At 67.6% G+C, this 17552-nt stretch carries 19 protein-coding genes and 1 tRNA gene; 10 read left to right on the top strand and 10 right to left on the bottom strand.

The genetic code is table 11. From position 1 onward, the window contains the following. The first annotated feature begins 218 nt into the window (after nt 1–218). The 3 genes from AB0H49_RS16475 (at nt 219) to AB0H49_RS16465 (ending at nt 1391) form a co-directional block, all read left to right on the top strand. Nucleotides 219–578, top strand: a complete 360-nt coding sequence (locus AB0H49_RS16475; protein ID WP_357252085.1) for a hypothetical protein — start codon at nt 219–221, stop codon at nt 576–578. Between the two features lie 106 nt (nt 579–684). Then, the gene (locus tag AB0H49_RS16470; RefSeq protein WP_357252082.1) at nt 685–891 is read left to right on the top strand and encodes a hypothetical protein; all 207 of its coding nucleotides are present in this window, start codon (nt 685–687) and stop codon (nt 889–891) included. Between the two features lie 224 nt (nt 892–1115). After that, a complete protein-coding gene (locus AB0H49_RS16465; protein WP_067786073.1) occupies nt 1116–1391 on the top strand; it encodes a hypothetical protein in 276 nt (91 codons plus the stop codon). A gap of 27 nt (nt 1392–1418) precedes the next feature. Here the strand turns inward: AB0H49_RS16465 and AB0H49_RS16460 are convergent, their stop codons facing one another. Both AB0H49_RS16460 and AB0H49_RS16455 read right to left on the bottom strand, forming a co-directional pair. After that, a complete protein-coding gene (locus AB0H49_RS16460; RefSeq protein WP_357252079.1) occupies nt 1419–2678 on the bottom strand; it encodes a VWA domain-containing protein in 1260 nt (419 codons plus the stop codon). A gap of 166 nt (nt 2679–2844) precedes the next feature. Then, on the bottom strand, nt 2845–3504 hold the full coding sequence (locus AB0H49_RS16455; protein WP_357252076.1) for a TetR/AcrR family transcriptional regulator: 660 nt from the start codon (nt 3502–3504) through the stop codon (nt 2845–2847). A gap of 57 nt (nt 3505–3561) precedes the next feature. On the opposite strand from AB0H49_RS16455, the gene AB0H49_RS16450 reads away from it, so the two are divergent. Beyond that, entirely contained in the window at nt 3562–4860 is a 1299-nt protein-coding gene (locus AB0H49_RS16450; RefSeq protein ID WP_357252073.1) for an MFS transporter, read from the top strand. Nucleotides 4861–5064: 204 nt separating this feature from the next. On the opposite strand, the gene AB0H49_RS16445 is transcribed toward AB0H49_RS16450, so the two are convergent. Further along, nucleotides 5065–5532 (bottom strand): SRPBCC family protein, encoded by a 468-nt coding sequence (locus tag AB0H49_RS16445; protein ID WP_355000682.1) that lies wholly within the window; start codon nt 5530–5532, stop codon nt 5065–5067. Between the two features lie 292 nt (nt 5533–5824). Here AB0H49_RS16445 and AB0H49_RS16440 point away from each other — a divergent pair, with 292 nt between their 5' ends. Then, nucleotides 5825–6022, top strand: a complete 198-nt coding sequence (locus AB0H49_RS16440; protein ID WP_357252070.1) for a KGG domain-containing protein — start codon at nt 5825–5827, stop codon at nt 6020–6022. A 52-nt stretch (nt 6023–6074) separates the two neighbouring features. Here AB0H49_RS16440 and AB0H49_RS16435 read toward each other — a convergent pair whose 3' ends face one another. From AB0H49_RS16435 to AB0H49_RS16425, 3 genes are all read right to left on the bottom strand, one after another. Beyond that, nucleotides 6075–6740 (bottom strand): trypsin-like serine protease, encoded by a 666-nt coding sequence (locus AB0H49_RS16435; protein ID WP_355000684.1) that lies wholly within the window; start codon nt 6738–6740, stop codon nt 6075–6077. A gap of 326 nt (nt 6741–7066) precedes the next feature. After that, nucleotides 7067–8614, bottom strand: coding sequence for an ABC transporter substrate-binding protein (locus AB0H49_RS16430; protein WP_357252067.1), 1548 nt, complete (start codon nt 8612–8614; stop codon nt 7067–7069). A gap of 72 nt (nt 8615–8686) precedes the next feature. Then, the gene (locus tag AB0H49_RS16425; protein WP_357252065.1) at nt 8687–10612 is read right to left on the bottom strand and encodes a hypothetical protein; all 1926 of its coding nucleotides are present in this window, start codon (nt 10610–10612) and stop codon (nt 8687–8689) included. A gap of 304 nt (nt 10613–10916) precedes the next feature. On the opposite strand from AB0H49_RS16425, the gene AB0H49_RS16420 reads away from it, so the two are divergent. Beyond that, nucleotides 10917–11846, top strand: coding sequence for an alpha/beta hydrolase (locus AB0H49_RS16420; protein ID WP_357252063.1), 930 nt, complete (start codon nt 10917–10919; stop codon nt 11844–11846). Here the strand turns inward: AB0H49_RS16420 and AB0H49_RS16415 are convergent. Together AB0H49_RS16415 and mraY are read right to left on the bottom strand one after the other, a co-directional pair. Further along, a complete protein-coding gene (locus AB0H49_RS16415; protein WP_357252061.1) occupies nt 11824–12420 on the bottom strand; it encodes a TetR/AcrR family transcriptional regulator in 597 nt (198 codons plus the stop codon). The two genes, AB0H49_RS16420 and AB0H49_RS16415, sit on opposite strands and share 23 nt — an antisense overlap. Nucleotides 12421–12502: 82 nt before the next feature. Continuing rightward, nucleotides 12503–13579: a phospho-N-acetylmuramoyl-pentapeptide-transferase gene (gene mraY / locus AB0H49_RS16410; protein ID WP_355000689.1), complete on the bottom strand. Its 1077-nt coding sequence runs from the start codon at nt 13577–13579 to the stop codon at nt 12503–12505. A 198-nt stretch (nt 13580–13777) separates the two neighbouring features. Between mraY and AB0H49_RS16405 the strand changes: the two genes are divergently transcribed. Next, a complete protein-coding gene (locus tag AB0H49_RS16405; RefSeq protein WP_355000690.1) occupies nt 13778–14047 on the top strand; it encodes a hypothetical protein in 270 nt (89 codons plus the stop codon). 93 nt (nt 14048–14140) lie between these two features. Here AB0H49_RS16405 and AB0H49_RS16400 read toward each other — a convergent pair whose 3' ends face one another. Then, complete coding sequence (locus AB0H49_RS16400; RefSeq protein ID WP_357252057.1) at nt 14141–14611, bottom strand: hypothetical protein; 471 nt, start codon at nt 14609–14611, stop codon at nt 14141–14143. Nucleotides 14612–15107: 496 nt separating this feature from the next. Between AB0H49_RS16400 and AB0H49_RS16395 the strand changes: the two genes are divergently transcribed. Beyond that, a complete protein-coding gene (locus tag AB0H49_RS16395; RefSeq protein WP_357252054.1) occupies nt 15108–16028 on the top strand; it encodes an alpha/beta hydrolase in 921 nt (306 codons plus the stop codon). 179 nt (nt 16029–16207) lie between these two features. Then, nucleotides 16208–16672 carry a nitroreductase/quinone reductase family protein gene (locus AB0H49_RS16390; RefSeq protein ID WP_357252050.1) on the top strand — a complete coding sequence of 155 codons (465 nt, stop codon included), beginning with the start codon at nt 16208–16210 and terminating at the stop codon, nt 16670–16672. A gap of 197 nt (nt 16673–16869) precedes the next feature. Here AB0H49_RS16390 and AB0H49_RS16385 read toward each other — a convergent pair. Next, nucleotides 16870–16943 (bottom strand) — tRNA-Ile (locus AB0H49_RS16385). 175 nt (nt 16944–17118) lie between these two features. Here AB0H49_RS16385 and AB0H49_RS16380 point away from each other — a divergent pair. Beyond that, on the top strand, nt 17119–17550 hold the full coding sequence (locus AB0H49_RS16380; RefSeq protein ID WP_357252047.1) for a nitroreductase family deazaflavin-dependent oxidoreductase: 432 nt from the start codon (nt 17119–17121) through the stop codon (nt 17548–17550). Nucleotides 17551–17552 lie beyond the last annotated feature (2 nt).

Genomic DNA, 17552 nt, shown 5'->3' with positions numbered 1-17552 from the left:
GCCCATCCCGGACTGAAACCGAGGCTGGAAAACCCGAAGCCCCGTGGCGCGCCCACTACGCGCCACGGGGCTTCGCGCATGTCTGCCGAGCCTCGTAGGGAATTCGTCAAGAGTGAGCCGACGCTCCGCAAGTTTCCGTCAAGGAACCACCTCGCCCGTCGCGGCTCTTCATACCCTCACGAAACCGAAACGTATGCACCCCCGAGGTAGTCGTGCCGATGATCAGTGTTGCCGAGTTGGACAAGTTGCGTGAGACGCTCAGCCACCCGTATCTGGTGGAGTTGCTCGATGCTCTCTCGCGTCGGCCTCGAACCGTGGCCGAGCTCGATGACATCGGCGGCGGGTACAGGTCGGTGGTGCGCGGATTACGGAGGCTGGCGGCGCACGGTCTGGTCTTCGGCGACGGTGCGGGAAGCCTGGACCAGCGGTACCCAGCGACCGAGACCTTCGCGCTGACCGGACTCGGACTGCGCACCGCCACGATGTTGTCGCGCCAGGACACGTGGGAGGCGCTGTACGAGGATGCGTTCGACGACGGATCACCCGACCGCAGCGACCCGCCAAGAAAGCGGAAATAACCCCTACCCAGCCGTCGAGAAATCGCTAATAGCAACGCCGTCATGACAGTTACCGCCTTGAATTACACCTCTGGGCCGCAATTCGTTCAGGGGGCATAGGACCGTCATGACTTCCGTCGCTCGCGAGATCTGCCTATCGTCCATCCACGTGCACTGGTCGGCGGCGGACTCCGCCTTCGTCGCATTGTCGGATCAGTATCCGGACCTGGTCTGCCACAACCCCTGGTCTTCACTGGCAGCGATCGACGGCCTGCTCGACATGGTCGAAGATCATTGCCGCGGCCACCGATCGGCCGATCGCCCGGCAGCTTGACGACGACCGCGAGACAACGGAGGCAGCGCCGAGCTGACACCGCGGTCCGTGCCACGGTGCCGCACTGAGGCGAAAGTCCAGCCGCCTCAGGAGACAACAGCCCGCGCCGGGGTGGTGAAGGTATCGCGCGCCACGGGTGTGAGGTATGGGCGGCATGCCGGAGAACCGGATACCATCCATTCAGCGATTCTCCTTGTCCCGAACCCGGAATGAGCAGCACAACGATGATCCTGGCCGTCGCATACGACACCCTGGCGCAGATCGGCAATCCGACGCCCGAGGCGCCGCCGGTGTCCGATAAGATCTTGCAGCTCGTCCGCTACCTGACCTGGTTCGTTCTGCTGTCGGGTGTCTGCGGCATCATCTACGCGGGCGGCCGGTTCGCCTGGGAGAAATGGACCGGAGGCGGGCTCGAGTCGCCGAAGATGGTGGCAGGCGCGATGATCGGCGGCGTGGTCGCCACCAGTGCGGGCACCATCATGAACGCGGTGATCGGCTGATCGTCGCCGACGACTGAACGCCGCGACTCAACTCGTCACGCCCGCGGCACGCGCGGCGCGCAGCCACTGCGGGAATTCACCGAGCAACCTGGCGTAGAGCTCCGCGTCGTCCACACTGTCGATGTCGTCGAGCGCGAAGAACCCGGCGTTGTCGACGAGCCTGCCGTCCATCTCGTCGATGCTGCGCAGCAGCCCGTAGTTGGCCTTGCCGAGCCCGACGAACTGCCAGAACGCGGGCAGCCGTGCGGCTTCCCGCATCAGGGCGGTGATCTCCGGCTTCTTGGCGAAACCGCCGTCGGTGAAGAACAGCACCAGCGTCGGCCGATCGCCGGGGCGCAGCGTATCGATGACGGCGCGCATGATCGGCAACTCGTCGTTGCGCCCGCCGAGGGCGCCGTAGTCGATGCCCGCGTGCGTGCCGCTCAGATGCAGGTGGGTCTCCGACCAGCGATCGCCCTCGGCCACTTCGATATCCGGCAGCCTCGTGTACGACAGCGCGTACAGGTAGGCCTCGAGCGTCCCGTCGTCGTCCAGTTGGGTGGCGATCGGGATCATCCGCTCCACCACGCGGTGCACGACTTTGTTCCGGTACTGCTTCTGCATGCTGCCGGTCTTGTCGATGACGAGCACCACCCGGGCGCGGATGCCCATGGCGTTCTGGTCGATCAGGATCTTGGCGACCTCGCGCTTGCGCAGGTCGAGCACGGCGCGCTTCTCGAACGAGAGTTTCGACTCGCCCGGCACAGTGCGGACCTCGGGCACTGTCGGCGGCGCGGTGGCGGCGCTCGGCGACGGCTCGTCGTCCACGACGACGCCGTGATCGGTGACCAGCGCGGCGAACCCGCCCGCGTATCCCTGCCCGACCGCGCGCACCTTCCACTGCGGACCGCGCCGGTAGAGCTCGAGCGCGATCACCACCGATTCGCTGTCGAGTCCCTCGATCTCGTACTCGTACAGCACATTTCCCAGCTCGTCCGCGACGGTCGCGACGGGGGGCGCGAATCGTCCGAAGGTGGCGTCGTCCAGCGTGAGCACCGCGCGCACCTGCGCGATCTCGTCGGGTAGGTCGGCGGGCGATATCGCCAGTGCGGCAGGCGAACCCGACGTCAGCTCGACGCCGGGTGCGACGGGCTGGTTGAAGAACACGAAGTCCGCGTCGGAACGCACCGTCCCGGCTTCGGTGACCAGCAGCGCCGACACGTCGACCACCGCCTCGGTGCGCACGGACACCACGACTCGCCCCGCGGCCACCGGCCCGTTCTGCCCCTTGACCAAGACTGTGCCCACCGAAAACTCCTGTCGCCGCGACCGGCTCAGCGTACGGCAGAACCGCAGTCGACCGACCGCGGTTCCACAACCGGCGGTATCGGATCGACCGCAACGCCTGCCGGGCACGCGAGGCGTTCGTTGCTCCAGCCGCGCCCGTCCGGCTACGAGATCCCGTGCGCCGCCGTCACTTCCGCAGACGCGACCGGTCACCGTCGCGCAGGCGCAACTCCAGCCCGTCGAGCACGCACAGCAGCCCGAAATCGAAGCCGAGCGCGCGAGCGACTTCCGGGTCGGTCTGCGCGACATCGCGGTAGTCGGCGAACATCTCGGGATAGTCTCCGGCGACTTTGCTCATCACCTGCGAGACGCTCTCGGCGTCGTAGTCCTCGCCGTAGGTCTTGGCATACGCGATCTCCGGAAGCACCTGGCCGAGAACAAAAGACATCACCGTGCCGCTGGCACGGTAGATGTCGACACCCTGGAAGCCCGCCTCCGTGAACGCCCGCCGCAACCGATCGCTGACGCGCATCGCGTTCGGCCCGATGCTCGGGATGTGACCGACGAGCCCGGCAATCCACGGGTGAGCACGCATGCTGCCGCGCAGGCTGTAGGCGAAGGTGGTGAGCACCTCGCGCCAGGACGCCTGTTCCGATTCCGGGGCGTGCAGCATCCCCCAGAACTCGTCGAGGACGAGTTCGAGCAGTTCGTCCTTGTTGGCGACGTACCAGTACAGGCTGGTCGCACCCGCGTTCAGCTTCGCGCCGATCTTGCGCATGCTCAACGCGTCCAGTCCCTCGGAATCGAGGATCTCGAGCGCCGCCGCGACGATCTGCGCGCGATCCAACCCCGACCCCCTCGGCTGCCGGGGTTCGCGGGTCCATATCGAAGTGAACTGCTTGGCGTGCTTGTCTTCGCCGGACTGCTGCTCACGGCGGGCAGCCTCTCGGACCGGTTCGGCAGGCGGCGGATGCTCGTCACGGGCTTGGCCGTCTTCGGCGTGGCCTCGCTCGCCGCGGTAGTCGCCAGCGAACCCTGGCAGGTGATCGCCGCCAGAGCCGCGATGGGTGTCGGCGGCTCTCTGCTCATGCCATCGACGCTGTCCATCCTGATGACCACCTTCGCCGAGGACGAACGGCGCACCGCGATGGCGGCTTGGAGCACCGTCTCGATGGTCGGCATCGTCGCGGGCCCCACGCTGGGCGGCTTCCTGTTGGAGCACTACTGGTGGGGCTCGGTGTTCCTGCTCAATATTCCGGTCGCGATTCTCGCCATCGTCGCCGCGCTCGTGCTGATGCCCGAGACCACCGGCGAGCAGCGGCCGGTGGACCTGGTCGGCGTGCTGCTGTCGATCGTCGCGCTCGTCTCGACCGTCTACGTCATCATCGAACGCGAATGGAACATCCCGGTGATCGCGCTGGCGGCGGTCTCGGCGCTCGGATTCGTCACGTGGGAGAGCCGCTCGGCGCATCCGATGCTGCCGCTCGCGGTGTTCCGCAACCGAGACTTCACCGGCACCTGTCTGACGTTGCTGCTCATGGTCTTCGGCATGGGCGCGATCATGCTGATGCTCACCCAGTACCTGCAGTTCGTGCTCGGGTACGGCCCGATGAAGGCGGGTTTGGCGCTGCTGCCGTACGCCGTGGCCGCGGCCGTGTGCAACGGGCTCGGCGCGACTCTCGGCAAGAAGCTGAGCAACAAGACGCTGATCGTTTCGGGTCTGCTGGTCATGGGGCTGGCCTTCGCGATCCTCGCTCTCGGCAGCGGGTACACGTGGGTCCTGGTCAGCATGCTCGTGATGGGCGTCGGCGGCGGCTTGGCGGGACCGGCCGCCTACGCCGCCATCATGAGCGCCATTCCGCTGGAGCACGCGGGCGTCGGCTCGGCCATGAACGACACGCTCCAACAGGTCGGCATGGCGATCAGCATCGCGGTGCTCGGCAGCGTGCTGGCCGGTGTGTTCACCTCGAACATGCCCGCCGACGCGCCCGAGGCCGCGCGCGAATCCATCGGCGCCGCATTCCAACTCGGCTTCGAGGAACCGGCCAAGACGGCGTTCACCGAAGCCATGTCGAGCGGCGCCTGGATCAGCGCGGGCTTCAGCATCGCCGCCGCCGTGCTCGGCATGCTGCTGCTGCGGGCGCGGAAGACCCCGGTCGCGGAACCGAATTCGGAACCGGAGTCGGAGTCCGTGCGGGCGTGAACCGAGCTGGGTCGACCCGTCACGGAGGTCGATGGTCCGTGGCTCTGCCCGGCGATCGATGAACCCCGACCACGACAGGCGCGCCGTTCCGCTGTACGGCGCGCCTGACGCGTCCCGTGGAGATCACCAGCGTCCGCATACCCACGGCCCGGGGTTCTCGGCGCCCGAGGAATTCGGAGACCCGGGCGTTCCCGGCCCGTCCTGTCAGGCGTTCTCGCCGAGCGATTCCCGATAACCCGCCAGCACCTGCTCGCGCAGACTCTTCTCGGTGTGCCGGATGGCCGGGCCGACGAAGGCCTGGATGATCTTGTCCAGCGCGCGGCCCGCGAATCCCCCGGGTACCCGGTAGTCGACCACCACGCCGATCTCGGTGGTAGTCGGATCGATGGCCTGGAAACTCCAGTGGACCGTGCCCTCGATGCCCTTGATCGCGTGCAGCGAGACCTTCGCGCCGTCTACCCATTCGGTGACCTCCGCGCGCATGTGCAACGTGGTCGGGCCGAGATGCAGCGCCGTGTCGAACACCGCGCCGACGCCGGTGGTCTGCTCGCCGACCGGCGTGTAATGACGAACTCCGAACATCCACTTCGGCACATTCCGATAGTCGGCGATGTACTCGAATACGAAATCCACCGGCGCCGCACCGGTCGCCTTGTGCTCGACATGTCCCATGACTGCTCCCCTTCCGCCGGACCGCCCCGCTGGTGTCGAGGGTAGGCGGTACCCGCGAATGCCGCCGCTCGAGTGGAAAGCGCTCCAGCAGAGCGTGATTCACCTCACGATGCGAGGGATTTCGCGGTCGCTGGAACTCGCGATCGTCGTGCGCAGAACGGCAAAGCTGCCGCAACGGCGAGCGCCCATCGATCGGCGGGCACGTGTTTGCCTCCGCCGACCCCGGGTAGCGCCAGGAGTGGTGGCGCGAGACCGCGTCACGCAACCGCCGACCTACCGAGGGAGGATGACGATGGCAAACAACCAACGAGGTTTCGCGGCAATGGATTCCGAGCAGCAGCGCAAGATCGCCAGCCTGGGCGGCAAGGCGAGCAGCGGCAGCTTCGACAACGACCCGAGAAGGGCGAGCGAAGCGGGTAGGAAGGGCGCCGCGGCCCAGCCGACCGAGGCCAAGCGACTCGGCGGCCAGCACAGCCACCAGGGCCGCTAGCGAATCGCGCGGGAAGAGCGGGACATTCGGCCCCGCTCTTCCCGCCCTCGATTCACTCGACGTACCACCGGAAGTGATCGGGGCCCTGAGCGTGGGCGTCGATGGTGTCGCGCAGATAGTTGGCCGACTCGACCAGCACGCCACCCGATTCCAGACTGCCGATCACGATGCCGAGGAAGGCCGCGCGGCCCTCCGGTGTCGGGAAGTAGACGATGCCGCCCGAATCACCCCGGTCGGCCACGAAATCCGCGACGAAGAAGGTCGCGCCCACCTCGGTGACCCGGCCGCAGGTCCAGTTGGTCGCCCAGCCGACGTGGCAGACCTCCTGTCCCACTTGGGCATCGGTGTAGGTCGACTCGATGCCGAAGTTGCCGAGCGAAGCCGAGACACCCACCCCGGCGGCCAGCCGGATGAGCGCGAAGCCCAGCCCGCCGATCGTGGCGTCGTCGCCGTGGCTCTGCTCGTATCGGCCGATCACCCTCCCGTTCTCGTCGTAGACGGTTCGGCCTTCTTGGAAACAGTGCGCGGCGGTGACCGCGTACTGCTGATCCCCCATGTGTCCGGTCGCGCCGACCGAGCAGATGCTCTCGCCCGTCGTGATGGTCATGCCGGGATAGGCGATCCCCTGTGCCTGCGCGGTGGCCGGAAACGCCGCGCCGAGGCCCGTCGCCAACGCCGCCGTCAGCAGGAGCTGCGTCAGCTTGTTGCGGTAGTTCATGTTCACGCTTCCTCATGCGTGGCCGAGGCGCGGTCGGCCGGTGTAACTCGATGCGCCCGATCGGCGGAAGGCTCGCCACGAATCCACGGACAGCCGACCTACACGCGCCCCGACACGCGAGACGATCGGCTACCCGAAACCCGGATCACGTGGCGGACTCGCCCACTCCCCCTCACCCCTGACGAACGACCTCTCGCCGTTCGCGCCGTACCGTATCACGCACCGCCGACACCAACGCGACACCGCCGAATGCCCAGCGCCCCTTGATGAATCAGGCCATACCCGCGTCCGCAGAGCACCGGCGGATGGCATGCACGCCGGACCCGTCACGCAGCGGGTCGGACGCATTCGGGGATCGGTTCGCCTGGCTTCGCCTCGACGGTCGGCACATACGGCCTGCCGCCGAACTCACCCGCCGGGCACAGCCGCACCACCGCGGGATCCGGTCCGGCCCGGTTGCCGCTGTTGTCGAAAACGATCGGGCCGCCCGCACCCGCCACCGCGAGCTCGGGCGAGGTGAAACCGCCGAGGGTGATGTTGACCTGGCTGCGCTGAACCGTCAACGCGGCAGGAAGCGCGCGCACGGCGGCGACGACAGTGCTCAGCGCGTCGTAGGCGTTCACCGCCCAGCCGTCGCCGACGTGCGCGAGATCGAATCCCGCTGCGGTGTAGGCCTCTTCGAACAGGGCCCACTGCGGATTGTCCTGCTCGGGTCCGTCGGCCCCCGCGACGAGGGTGAACAGCACCCGGACGCGTCCGCCGACGAAGCTCGGCGAACTCAGCGCCTTGCCACGCAAATCCTCGAGCGCGGCATCGGATTCCGCGGTGCGCAGCCGATTTCCGTCGGAGGTGCTGAGCACCGTGATCGAGGTGGCCGCGCACTGCCCGTTGGTGTACGAAACGTCCAGGTCGTAGAGCAGGCGACCGAGGTCGCGACCGCGTGCCAGATACGCGATCGTCACGTCCTTGGCCGTCGCGCACACCCGTCGCGCCGTCTGCGACACGGTGGTCGGCTCTTCGGCGTCGAACTTCACCTCGAGCAACTCGCCGCCGTACTGGCGGTGCAGGAAGGGCAACGTCGTGCAGGTATATGGGTCCGACCCACCGGTGGGAACCATGACGAAATCGGGCCTGGTCGGCGCGACCGCACCCAGCGCCCGGACCTGCACCGCGACACGGAAGGCGACCCGATAGTAGTAGTCCTTCCCGACTCCCCGCGGGTAGGTGATGTTCTCGTCGCACCGGGTGAAGTCGGGGTCGTCGCCGGCGGAACCGGCTTGGTCGAAGCCCTCGGCGGTGACCACGTCCGACACCATCGGAATCTTCTCGGCGGCAAGCAGATCCGCGACCTCGGCCGTGGTCTGGTCGCTGAGGCCGATGCCCGCGACGGCGACCACGTCGCCGCGTTGCGCCATTTTCCGCGCCACCGCCACGGCGTCGCCCTCGGGTCCGTAGTCACCGAGATTGCCGACGACGAGACGCATCGGATGCACGCATCCGGTGGCGTTCGCCCGGCGCTGGCCGACGGCCATACCTTCCAGCTCGTGCACGGCGCGACTGCCCGCCAGCTGGTCGGTCATGGTCAGCAGCACACCGACGGTCACCGGTGTGCCGGGACATCCGTCGGCGGCGGTGCGGTTCTGCTCATCGATGACCCGCATGACGTGCTCGAACGCGGGCAGTTCGAAAGCATAAGGGCCCTCCGACAATCCGACGCACCGGCCGCCCGCCGCCCACGCCGCCGTGCTCGGCAAACCGTCGTTGCAGGTGGCCAACCGCCGCAACGGCTCACGGGCCGCGAACCCGCTCACCGCGCCGACCACCAAGATCACGACTACACCCAGCCGCACCCAGTCGGTCCAGGGTCGCGGCATGGGCCTTCGCCGCTTCGGGACTATGCCTGCCCAGTAACGCGACTCCACAGCGGGCTCCTCATCGAGGTCGGGTCAACGGGTTCGGCGCACACAATGGTGGTAGTCGTTGGCGCGCAACAGGAACGGGCTTCGGTCCGTAGCGTGGTCGGCGAGGCGTTCGAAGCTGTGCGCCGCCCGTGCGCAGAGGATCTCCCTGCGCTCCGCGACGGTGATCCGCAGGTCCGATTCCACTGCGGGCACGACCGCGAGCAGCACCGCTATGTGCTCGACGCGACTCGCGGCGTGGTCGCGGCCGTCGACGAGACCGGCATCCGGCCTGCGCGGATCGGACATCTCCACGATCTTGTCGAACAGCGACAACCACTCGGAAGCGGCTGTGCTCGGAAGCAACTCAGCCAGTTCGTCGACGATGGCGGCGCCACCGTGCAGCAGCCGCGTGTAGTGCAGCCTGCTCGCGCGATCGCCGGAAGGCGCTGTGTCGAGCAACTTTCCGAACACGCGGTCCCAACCGGGGTGACGGTTCGTGCGCACCGCCAGTTCGCGCAGGCCCATGCGACGAACGAAGGCGGGCAGCACCGCGCTGTCGGTCGGCCCGCTCCACAGCGACGGAGATCGGAACACCGGCGAACGCTCCCCGATCCCGGGGGGCAACAGCGTGACCAACCGGAGTGCGTCGCCCTTGGTGCGCGCCGCCGACACCGTGACGAGCGCGTCGAGCGTGTCCTCGTCGAGTTGCTTACGCGGGTGCAGATCCTTGGCGAACATGCCGAGCAGGTGGCGTTGGACGGCGGTGCCCGGCCCCGCGTGGTTGTCGCGCAACAGGTCGTCCAGGTCGTCTACCGACCGCCGACGCTGCCGCAACCGATCCAGCACATAGGCCGTCGCGGCGGGGTGGCCGCCGGTCAGCCGGTACACCTGTTCGCCGATCCGGTCCGCCTCGATCGAGGTGACGTCCTTGGCGAGGGTCTTCACCTCGAACTCCGTGAAGTCGTCGATCCGCAACCGCGCCCACGGGTTCCGCTCGGACGGATCGGCGCGCCGGCGCGGCGTCCACGTCACCGGCGCGGGGACCTGTCCGTCGAGTTCCTCGGCGAGCACGCCGGAGCTGGTGGTGACGAGCGTCAGCGGATCCGTCAGCGGGGATCCGGCGGCGGTCATCGCCTCGCGCGCACGCAGCAGTGCGCTGGTGAAGGCGATCGCGGTCGGGGTGTCGCCATCGTCCAGCAGCACAACGACATTCGACGGCCGTCCGGCGACCCGCGCCGCGCTGTGCCGGAGGTCGGCGAGGAAGGCGCTGATCAGCAGGTTGTCCACGCCGCGCCTGGTGGCCGCGTCTTCGCTGGCCGCTTTGATGCCGAGTTCGATGAGCTCCGTCTCGGCGTCGGCCCGCAGGCCGAGATCCTGGTGTCCGTACCAGGAGACCGCCGAACCCCAGGTGATCTTGGTGATCAGCCTGCCGCGAGTCAGCCTGCCCACCACCAGGTTCGACAGGTGCTGGCTCAGGGTCGGCGCGATCATGCTGGCGCCGGGCAGCTTGATGTTGGCGGCCTGCGCGCCGGCCAAACCGACCAGATCGCCGATGAAAGCGACCAGCGTCGCGCGGTCCCGGTACCGATTCAGCGCCGTGCGCAACCGTTCTCGATGCTCGGTCGCGGGAATCTCGGTGAAATTCTCGTTGATCGCGATCTGCGCCACCACGATGCGCGGAAACGCCATCGGGAAGCCGGGCAGATCCATGCTGAGGCCGAGCATCGCCGCGGCGAGCACGGGGCGGGCCGGGTTGTCCGGGTCGTACGGGCGTTCCAACGGCCGGACCAGGACGGTCGGGGTCCGTCGCTGCCACCGGTCGAGCACCTGCTCCAGCACGGTGGTGCGCCCCGACCCACCGTACCCTTCCAGCACCAGTACGGGATTCCCGGTTTCTTCGGTGTTTCCCCGCGGAACCCGCACCAGGGTGTCGATCAGTTCCAGCAGCTCGGCGCGCCCCACGATCACCAAGCCTCACCTCCCTCGGGCTTGCGCGAGACTCTAGCAGCGCGACGCCGATTCCGCTGTGAGACAACTCGATCCGTGCTCCGACTCGCCCGAGTTCGACGCAAGGCCCGCTGCCCTGCCCATCGGCGGGCGCACCGAGGCCCCCGTCTGAGTGCGTGAGCGGCAAGGTTGAAGGTCCGAATGTGAGCCGGTGCTCGCGCGGACTCGCAGGGGGTCGATCTTCGCAGGTCAGCGGGGTCGTCTACGGCGGAACCGACCGGGTCGAATGCGAGTTGTCCGCATGGACGCCGGGGCCGAGCCTGAATGCATGGAATACCTGCGATACGCCCAATTCCTGCCCGCCGACTATCGACGCGAACCCTTGCTCGAACCGATCTCCACCTGGTGGTCGTGGCGCGGGCGCACTGTGCACGTCGCCCGAGCGGCGCGACCCGATGCGGCGGTGCGGGTGCTGCTCGTCCACGGCGCGGGCGGGCACGCGGGACTGCTCTGGCCGTTCGCCGCGCTCGCCGCGAGCGAGGGCGTCGAAGCGATGGCCATCGATCTGCCGCTCTACGGCGACACCGTCGAACCCGAGCCGAACTCGGTCCGCTACGCCCACTGGGTGGACCTGCTCAGCGAATTCGTCCTAGCCGAAACAGAATTCGACGAACGGCCGTTGATCCTGTTCGGCGCGAGCATGGGCGGCATGCTCGTCTACGAGACCGCCGCGCGGACGCGAGCGGTGGCGCACGTCGTCGCCACCTGCCTGCTCGACCCTTCCGACCCCGCGGCTCGGCGGGCCGCGGCACGCTGGTCGTTCACGGGCGGCTTCGCTCCCTTACTGCTGCGATCGCTCACACCGCTGGCCGGGCTTCGGGTGCCGATCAGGTGGTTGGTCGACATGCGGAACATGAGCCTCGACCCGGCCCTCTCCGACCTGTGCGGCAGCGACCCGAAGGGCGGCGGCGCGCACGTCCCGCTGGGATTTCTCGCCGACTTCCTGAACTTCCGGCACACCCCGCCGGAGGAGTTCACCGCCACACCGGTCACCCTGGTGCACCCCGCGGCCGACCGGTGGACACCGCCGTCGCTCAGTCTCCGGTTCCTGGCCAGGGTCCCCGGACCGACCAGGACCGTTCTCTTGGACGGCTGCGGACATTTCCCGATCGAAGAACCCGGCCTGAGCCTGCTGGCGACGACCTTGCGCGAGGTGCTGGCCGAAACGGCCGCGCTCACGCCGCCGGATCGGCGGTGATCCGGCGGACCAGCTCCAGTAGCCGTTCGGTGTCGAGCCGGTGTGGGATCAGCACTCGATGCAGCTGGACGTCTACGGCGTGAACAATGGTGCGCGCCAAGTAATTCGGGTCCTCGCCACCCCGGCCGCAGCGCACGAGGTGGAACGCCACCTCATCCGCGAGCCGGTCCTCGAACGCCCGCATCGCCGCCACCTCCGCCGCCGACCGGGGCGCGACCCGGTGCAACACCGCGTGCAGCGCGGGCCGATCCCGGTGCAGGTCGACTACCGCCTCCAGGATCACCCGCATGGTCTCGTCGAACCCGGGCCGCGTCACGCGCGCCTCGGCGAACACCGCGTCCAGCCGCGCCATCCCCTCGGCCACGTGCCGCTCGGCCAGCGCGTGCAGCAGCGCGTGTTTGTTGGGGAAATACTGATACAGCGACCCGATCGACACCCCGGCGCGCTCGGCGATCCGGTTCGTCGTCGTCGCCAACCCCTCCCGCCCGAACATCTGCGCGGCCGCCTCGAGCAGCGTGTCCACGGTCTCCTTCGACCGCCGCTGCCGCGGCGCCTTGCGCGGTGTATCGGCCATGATCCCTCCACGGTAGCCCGCGGCGGAGGACTCCCGCACTCGGTTCCGTACGCCTCCGAGGCATACGGACGCAGGGCGAGGATCAGCCGACGACGGCGAGATACTCGCCGTAGAAGAGCATGAGCCCCACCGCCGCGGCGATCCCCGCGAGGAGCCAGAAGCGGATGATCACCGTGGTTTCGGCCCACTTGCTGAGTTCGAAATGGTGGTGGAACGGGGCCATCTTGAACACCCGATTGCCCGTGGTGCGGAAAACGACGATTTGCAGCAGGACCGAAAGGATTTCCGCACAGAACAACGCGCCGACCACGGCCATCAGCAGCTCGGTGTGGGTGGTGATCGAGAGGCCCGCGAGCAGGCCGCCGAGGGCCAGCGAGCCGGTGTCTCCCATGAAGATCTTCGCCGGTGCGGCGTTCCACCACAGGAATCCGATGCACGCGCCGACGCCCGAGGCGCAGACCACCGCGAGATCGAGCGGATCCCGGACCTCGTAGCAGCCCGGGGCGACCCCGGTCGCGCACGCGTTGGTGTACTGCCAGAAGGTGATGATCACGTAGGCGCCGAGCGCGAAGCTCATGGATCCGGCGGCGAGGCCGTCGAGGCCGTCGGTGATGTTCACGGCGTTCGACCAGGCCACCACGAGGAAACAGACGACGAGCAGGAACCCGACAAGCCCGAGCGACACGGCGCTGAAATCCCGGACGTAGGACATGTGCTTGCTGGCGGGCGTCAACCCGGCGCCGTCGGGGAATCGCAGCGCCAGCACGCCGAACAACACGGCGGCGCCGAGCTGGCCGAGGTACTTGCCCGTCGCGGTCAGGCCGAGATTGCGTCGCTTGCGCAGCTTGATGGAGTCGTCGAGGAAGCCGACGAAACCCAAGACGGTCGCCAACCCGAGAACGAGCAGCGCGGAAGCCGACGGGCCATCGACGCCGTCCCGGACCACGATCAGATGCGAGCCGAGATACCCGGCCCACAGACCGGCGATGATGGCTATGCCACCCATCGTCGGCGTGCCGCGCTTCGCCTGATGACTCGCCGGTCCGTCGACGCGGATCTCCTGACCGAAGTTCCTCGTGACGAACGCCTTGATCAGGAACGGCGTCACCATGATCGACACCGCCAGCGCGATCATCGCCGAGAACAAGATCTGATTCATGGGCTCCCGTACCGCCGTTGAGCTTCCGCCCTGTCCACCAAACCCGTACGCCTCGGTCAGATGCTAGCCAAAGCGAGCGGTGTACGCCGTATTCGGCCCCGAACCCGCACGTGCGCGTCTCGATCGTTCGCCGAATACCCGGTTCCGCCTTACTCTGAGATAGCAAGGGGCACACGGTGATACAGGGGAGGGCGCGCGATGCGCAGTCTGGAAGACCGATTCGGCGACGTCATCGACCAACTCGAGAGTCTGGGCGACCGGCCCACACTCACGCAGGTCGACGAGCTACACCACCTGGTCGACGACCTCGACTACGAGCTGCAGACCACGACGGGCCTCGGCGCTCGCCGCTACGAATTGACCAAGCGCAGCAGGCACTCGCACGCCCTGCTCGGCGAGGCCCGAAACCGCGCCCTCGACATCACCGACGAATGGGAAGTCCCGCAAACCATCGACCGGCCCTACTGAGTTTCCATCGCGAGGGTCGCGGGTCGCGGCCTCGGTCGCGACACGGCTGAACGGCGTGCCCGCCACCGAAGGCTGTGGCGACCGGGATGCGGCTTACCGCGACTGCCGCTGCCCGTGCAGTTCGGTGGCGCGTCCGGCGAGCCAGGCGAAGTCGTCCCACAACTCGGGCGCGCCCCGGTCCGAACGGTATTTCTCGACCAGCGGTCGCAGGACGCTCCAGCAGGTCCGAAGCGAATCGCCCCAGGAATCGGCGACCACGTCGGTCGGGATGAACCCATTGCGGCACATGATGGCGACACAGTCGTAGCTGTGGCAGACCCGTTCGGCGCGCAGGATGTCGTCCTCGGTCCAGGTGCCGAGGTCGCGAATCCGCAATTCCCGCATGACGAAACGCCGATCCTGACGGATCACCTCCGCCTGCAGCATGTCGTACACCGCTTTGAAAGCGCTGGCGTAGGTCGTCTTCCGCATCTCGGTCACCTGCCACACCACCAACGACGCGGCGACGAGCGCGATCACCGCCGTCGCCACACCAGCAGCCGCGGCGACCGCCGACGAGTCCATGCCACACCTCGCGTGAGTGATGCCAGAAGTTCCTGAGGAAGCCTAACCGAGTCCCCCGATCGGAGCGTGGTCGGCGGAGGTGACGCATCGGCATCTCGAAGAGGTCAGCGGCGCGGTCCCAGTGGCACTCGCGTTCAGGCAGGCAGCTCCTGCCCCCTGACCGGAACCCCATGCACACGAGCGGAATTCATCACCGCTGTTCTGAGACCTCGACTGATCTCTCGCCGCTCCAGCACGGATCGCGACTGGTTCGGCGAATCCCGAATGCCTTGTGTGACCCCGGCCGACAGAGTCCGAGAGCCGTATCGCCGAGCTGCGGTCGCGCGATCGGTCAGCTCAGTCCACAACCAATAGTTGTGGCCAGCACGTGGATTGGTTGTTTGAGGCTCGTCGCTTCACCTGGTTGCATCCTCCTGGTCGATGTGGGTTGTTCGGACATGGCGGCAGGCTTTCATCGGCGCTGCCCACACGACACGCGGCTACGAACGGGAGGAACATGGAGATCGGACTGAAGCGGCTGATCGGCGAGGGACTCGACGCTTACGTCGAGGAGAGCCGACAGTTCAACGCGGCCTCACCTGCTGGCGCGGGCCCGACCAGTATCGAGGAATTGCGGCAGGCCCGGGCCAGGCAGGCCAGGTCTCTCACGTCATCGGGTGACAGGGCTACCCAACACACCGCCGAAGTCGGTGAGCGTCGAGTCCCGGTGCGGATCACCGTCCCTCGGGAAACCGAGATCCGGGGCGCCTACCTCGACATCCACCCTGGCGGCTTCTACCTCGGATCAGCGGCCAATGAGGACGCCCGCAATGCTCGTCTGGCCGACGCTCTCGGCGTGGCCGTGGTGAGCGTCGACTATCGATTGGCGCCCGAGCATCCATGGCCCGCGGCTCCCGACGACTGCGAAACCGCTGCGCTGTGGCTCCTCGAACAGGCCGAGTCGTTGTTCGGGACAACGAAACTGGTGATCGGCGGAGCCTCGGCGGGCTCCACGCTGGTCATGACCACCCTGCTACGGCTACGCGACCAGGGCTTGGCCGATCCGTTCGCCGGTGCCGTCCTACAGTTCGGCGCCTACGACCTCAGCGGGCGATCCCCCGGCGGGAGGCTGTACGCCGACGAGTTCTTCATCGAGGCGTATGTCGGCCACGTCGCCGACCGAACCGACCCCGATATCTCTCCCCTCTACGGCGACCTCACCGACCTACCGCCGACACTGCTGGTGGTAGGAGGTCTCGATATCCTCCTCGAAGACAACCTGGCTATGGCCGCCCGCCTCTCCGCGGCGGGAAACGACGTGGACATCCGGGTGCACCCCGAGTCCACCCACGCCTTCACCCACCGCCCGACCGGCATGGCCGCCGCCGCGCTGCGGGATATCGATTCGTGGATCGCGCACCGTCTATCAGGCGCCTGAATTCCCCGGACCGCGCTCACGCAACCCCATCGCCTCTCTCCCACGGCTGGCGTGCCGCGATCGCCCATGATCAGTGCTGGTCAACATGTGTTTCTTCGATGATCAGGAGGAGAATGCTTTGGATATCGTCCACCGCGACCGCCTGACCGCGGGTCGCCCACAGCGAAAAGGAGAACCCGATGACATTCGGAACCCCCGCGGGCACGCGCGGCGCCCGCCAGCCGTCCGGCCGGATCGCCGTGTGGATGAACAAATTGATGGCCAACCGCCTGCGCCGCAGGGGCGGCGGAAAGTTCATGGGCTTGAACGCCCTGGTTCTCACCACCCTGGGCCGCAAGAGCGGGGTCGAGCGTTCCACGCCGGTAGCCTGGTTCCCCGGCGGCGGCGGCACCTACCTCATCGTGGCGTCGGCGGCAGGCGCCGCCAGTAACCCCGCCTGGTATCACAACATCGCCGCGAACCCCGACAAGGTCCGCATCGACGTCGAGGGGCGAACCCTGGACGTGACCGCCGAACAGCTCCACGGCGCCGAACGCGACAAGGCGTGGCGGCAGATCACCACCACCGGACCACGATTCGCCGGATACCAAGAAAAGACCGACCGCGAAATCCCGGTCATCCGCCTCACGCCCCGACCCAGCTGAGCGGGCGGCCTCGGCTCGCATCGCGGACCGGCCGCTCGAGATCGTTTCGAGGCCTTTGCGTTACAGAACGAGGAAGCCCGAGATGCTGCCCGGTCGGAGCCCGCAGGCGGCCTGAAATGAAAAAGAGAATAAAGAGCGACTTGCCCCCTCCCGAGCCAGTCCACAACCACACGATAAGGCTTTGACCAGCGGGTTTGTGGGGCGGGCGGGGCTCGAACCCGCGACCAATGGATTATGAGTCCACGGCTCTAACCGACTGAGCTACCGCCCCGCATGCGCGGTGGAACCGCGACTGTCAAGGATGCTACCGGGCGCGGCGGGCCGGGCACCAGTTGACTCCCCGGCCCCTCGACGCTACTCCGACGAAGCGCGGTCTGTCGGCCGACTCGGCCGGGCGAGGTCGATTAGGGTGGGGCCGACACCGGAAACTTACTGGAGGGTCAGATATGGCCAGTGTGTTCGCGAATGTGCTGCGGGTTCATCAGTGGGTATACGAGAAGAGCGGCGGGCTGGTGGGCCACAAGCTGCTGTTCGGGAATCCGACCCTGCTGTTGCGAACGATAGGACGGAAGACGGGTCAGGAGCGGACCTCGGCGCTGACCTACGGACGCGATGGCGAGGCATACCTGGTGACCGCGTCGAACGGCGGCTCGCCGCGTCCGCCGGGGTGGCTGGCGAACGTGAAGGCAGCGCCCGAGTGCGAGATCCAGGTGGGGCGACGCAGGATGAGAGTGGTTGCGCGAGCGACGTATCCGGACGACCCGGACTACGCACGACGTTGGGCGATAGTCGACGAGGTGAACCAGGGCCGCTACAGCGCCTATCAGAAAATGACCAAGCGGCCCATCGCGGTGGTGGTGTTGACGCAGGCGAGGTGACG

The organism is Nocardia sp. NPDC050713, assembly GCF_040654315.1.
GTDB lineage: Bacteria > Actinomycetota > Actinomycetes > Mycobacteriales > Mycobacteriaceae > Nocardia.
The sequence above is the reverse complement of the archived record's forward strand: the minus strand, read 5'-3'. Positions and strand labels throughout refer to the sequence as shown.

Excerpts from the sequence above, each read along its gene's own strand:
- AB0H49_RS16475 (WP_357252085.1), top strand. The coding sequence starts at position 219 with ATGATCAGTGTTGCCGAGTTGGACAAGTTGCGTGAGACGCTCAGCCAC.
- AB0H49_RS16470 (WP_357252082.1), top strand. The coding sequence starts at position 685 with ATGACTTCCGTCGCTCGCGAGATCTGCCTATCGTCCATCCACGTGCAC.
- AB0H49_RS16465 (WP_067786073.1), top strand. The coding sequence starts at position 1,116 with ATGATCCTGGCCGTCGCATACGACACCCTGGCGCAGATCGGCAATCCG.
- AB0H49_RS16445 (WP_355000682.1), bottom strand. The coding sequence starts at position 5,532 with ATGGGACATGTCGAGCACAAGGCGACCGGTGCGGCGCCGGTGGATTTC.
- AB0H49_RS16440 (WP_357252070.1), top strand. The coding sequence starts at position 5,825 with ATGGCAAACAACCAACGAGGTTTCGCGGCAATGGATTCCGAGCAGCAG.
- AB0H49_RS16435 (WP_355000684.1), bottom strand. The coding sequence starts at position 6,740 with ATGAACTACCGCAACAAGCTGACGCAGCTCCTGCTGACGGCGGCGTTG.
- AB0H49_RS16430 (WP_357252067.1), bottom strand. The coding sequence starts at position 8,614 with ATGCCGCGACCCTGGACCGACTGGGTGCGGCTGGGTGTAGTCGTGATC.
- AB0H49_RS16420 (WP_357252063.1), top strand. The coding sequence starts at position 10,917 with ATGGAATACCTGCGATACGCCCAATTCCTGCCCGCCGACTATCGACGC.
- AB0H49_RS16415 (WP_357252061.1), bottom strand. The coding sequence starts at position 12,420 with ATGGCCGATACACCGCGCAAGGCGCCGCGGCAGCGGCGGTCGAAGGAG.
- mraY (WP_355000689.1), bottom strand. The coding sequence starts at position 13,579 with ATGAATCAGATCTTGTTCTCGGCGATGATCGCGCTGGCGGTGTCGATC.
- AB0H49_RS16405 (WP_355000690.1), top strand. The coding sequence starts at position 13,778 with ATGCGCAGTCTGGAAGACCGATTCGGCGACGTCATCGACCAACTCGAG.
- AB0H49_RS16400 (WP_357252057.1), bottom strand. The coding sequence starts at position 14,611 with ATGGACTCGTCGGCGGTCGCCGCGGCTGCTGGTGTGGCGACGGCGGTG.
- AB0H49_RS16395 (WP_357252054.1), top strand. The coding sequence starts at position 15,108 with ATGGAGATCGGACTGAAGCGGCTGATCGGCGAGGGACTCGACGCTTAC.
- AB0H49_RS16390 (WP_357252050.1), top strand. The coding sequence starts at position 16,208 with ATGACATTCGGAACCCCCGCGGGCACGCGCGGCGCCCGCCAGCCGTCC.
- AB0H49_RS16380 (WP_357252047.1), top strand. The coding sequence starts at position 17,119 with ATGGCCAGTGTGTTCGCGAATGTGCTGCGGGTTCATCAGTGGGTATAC.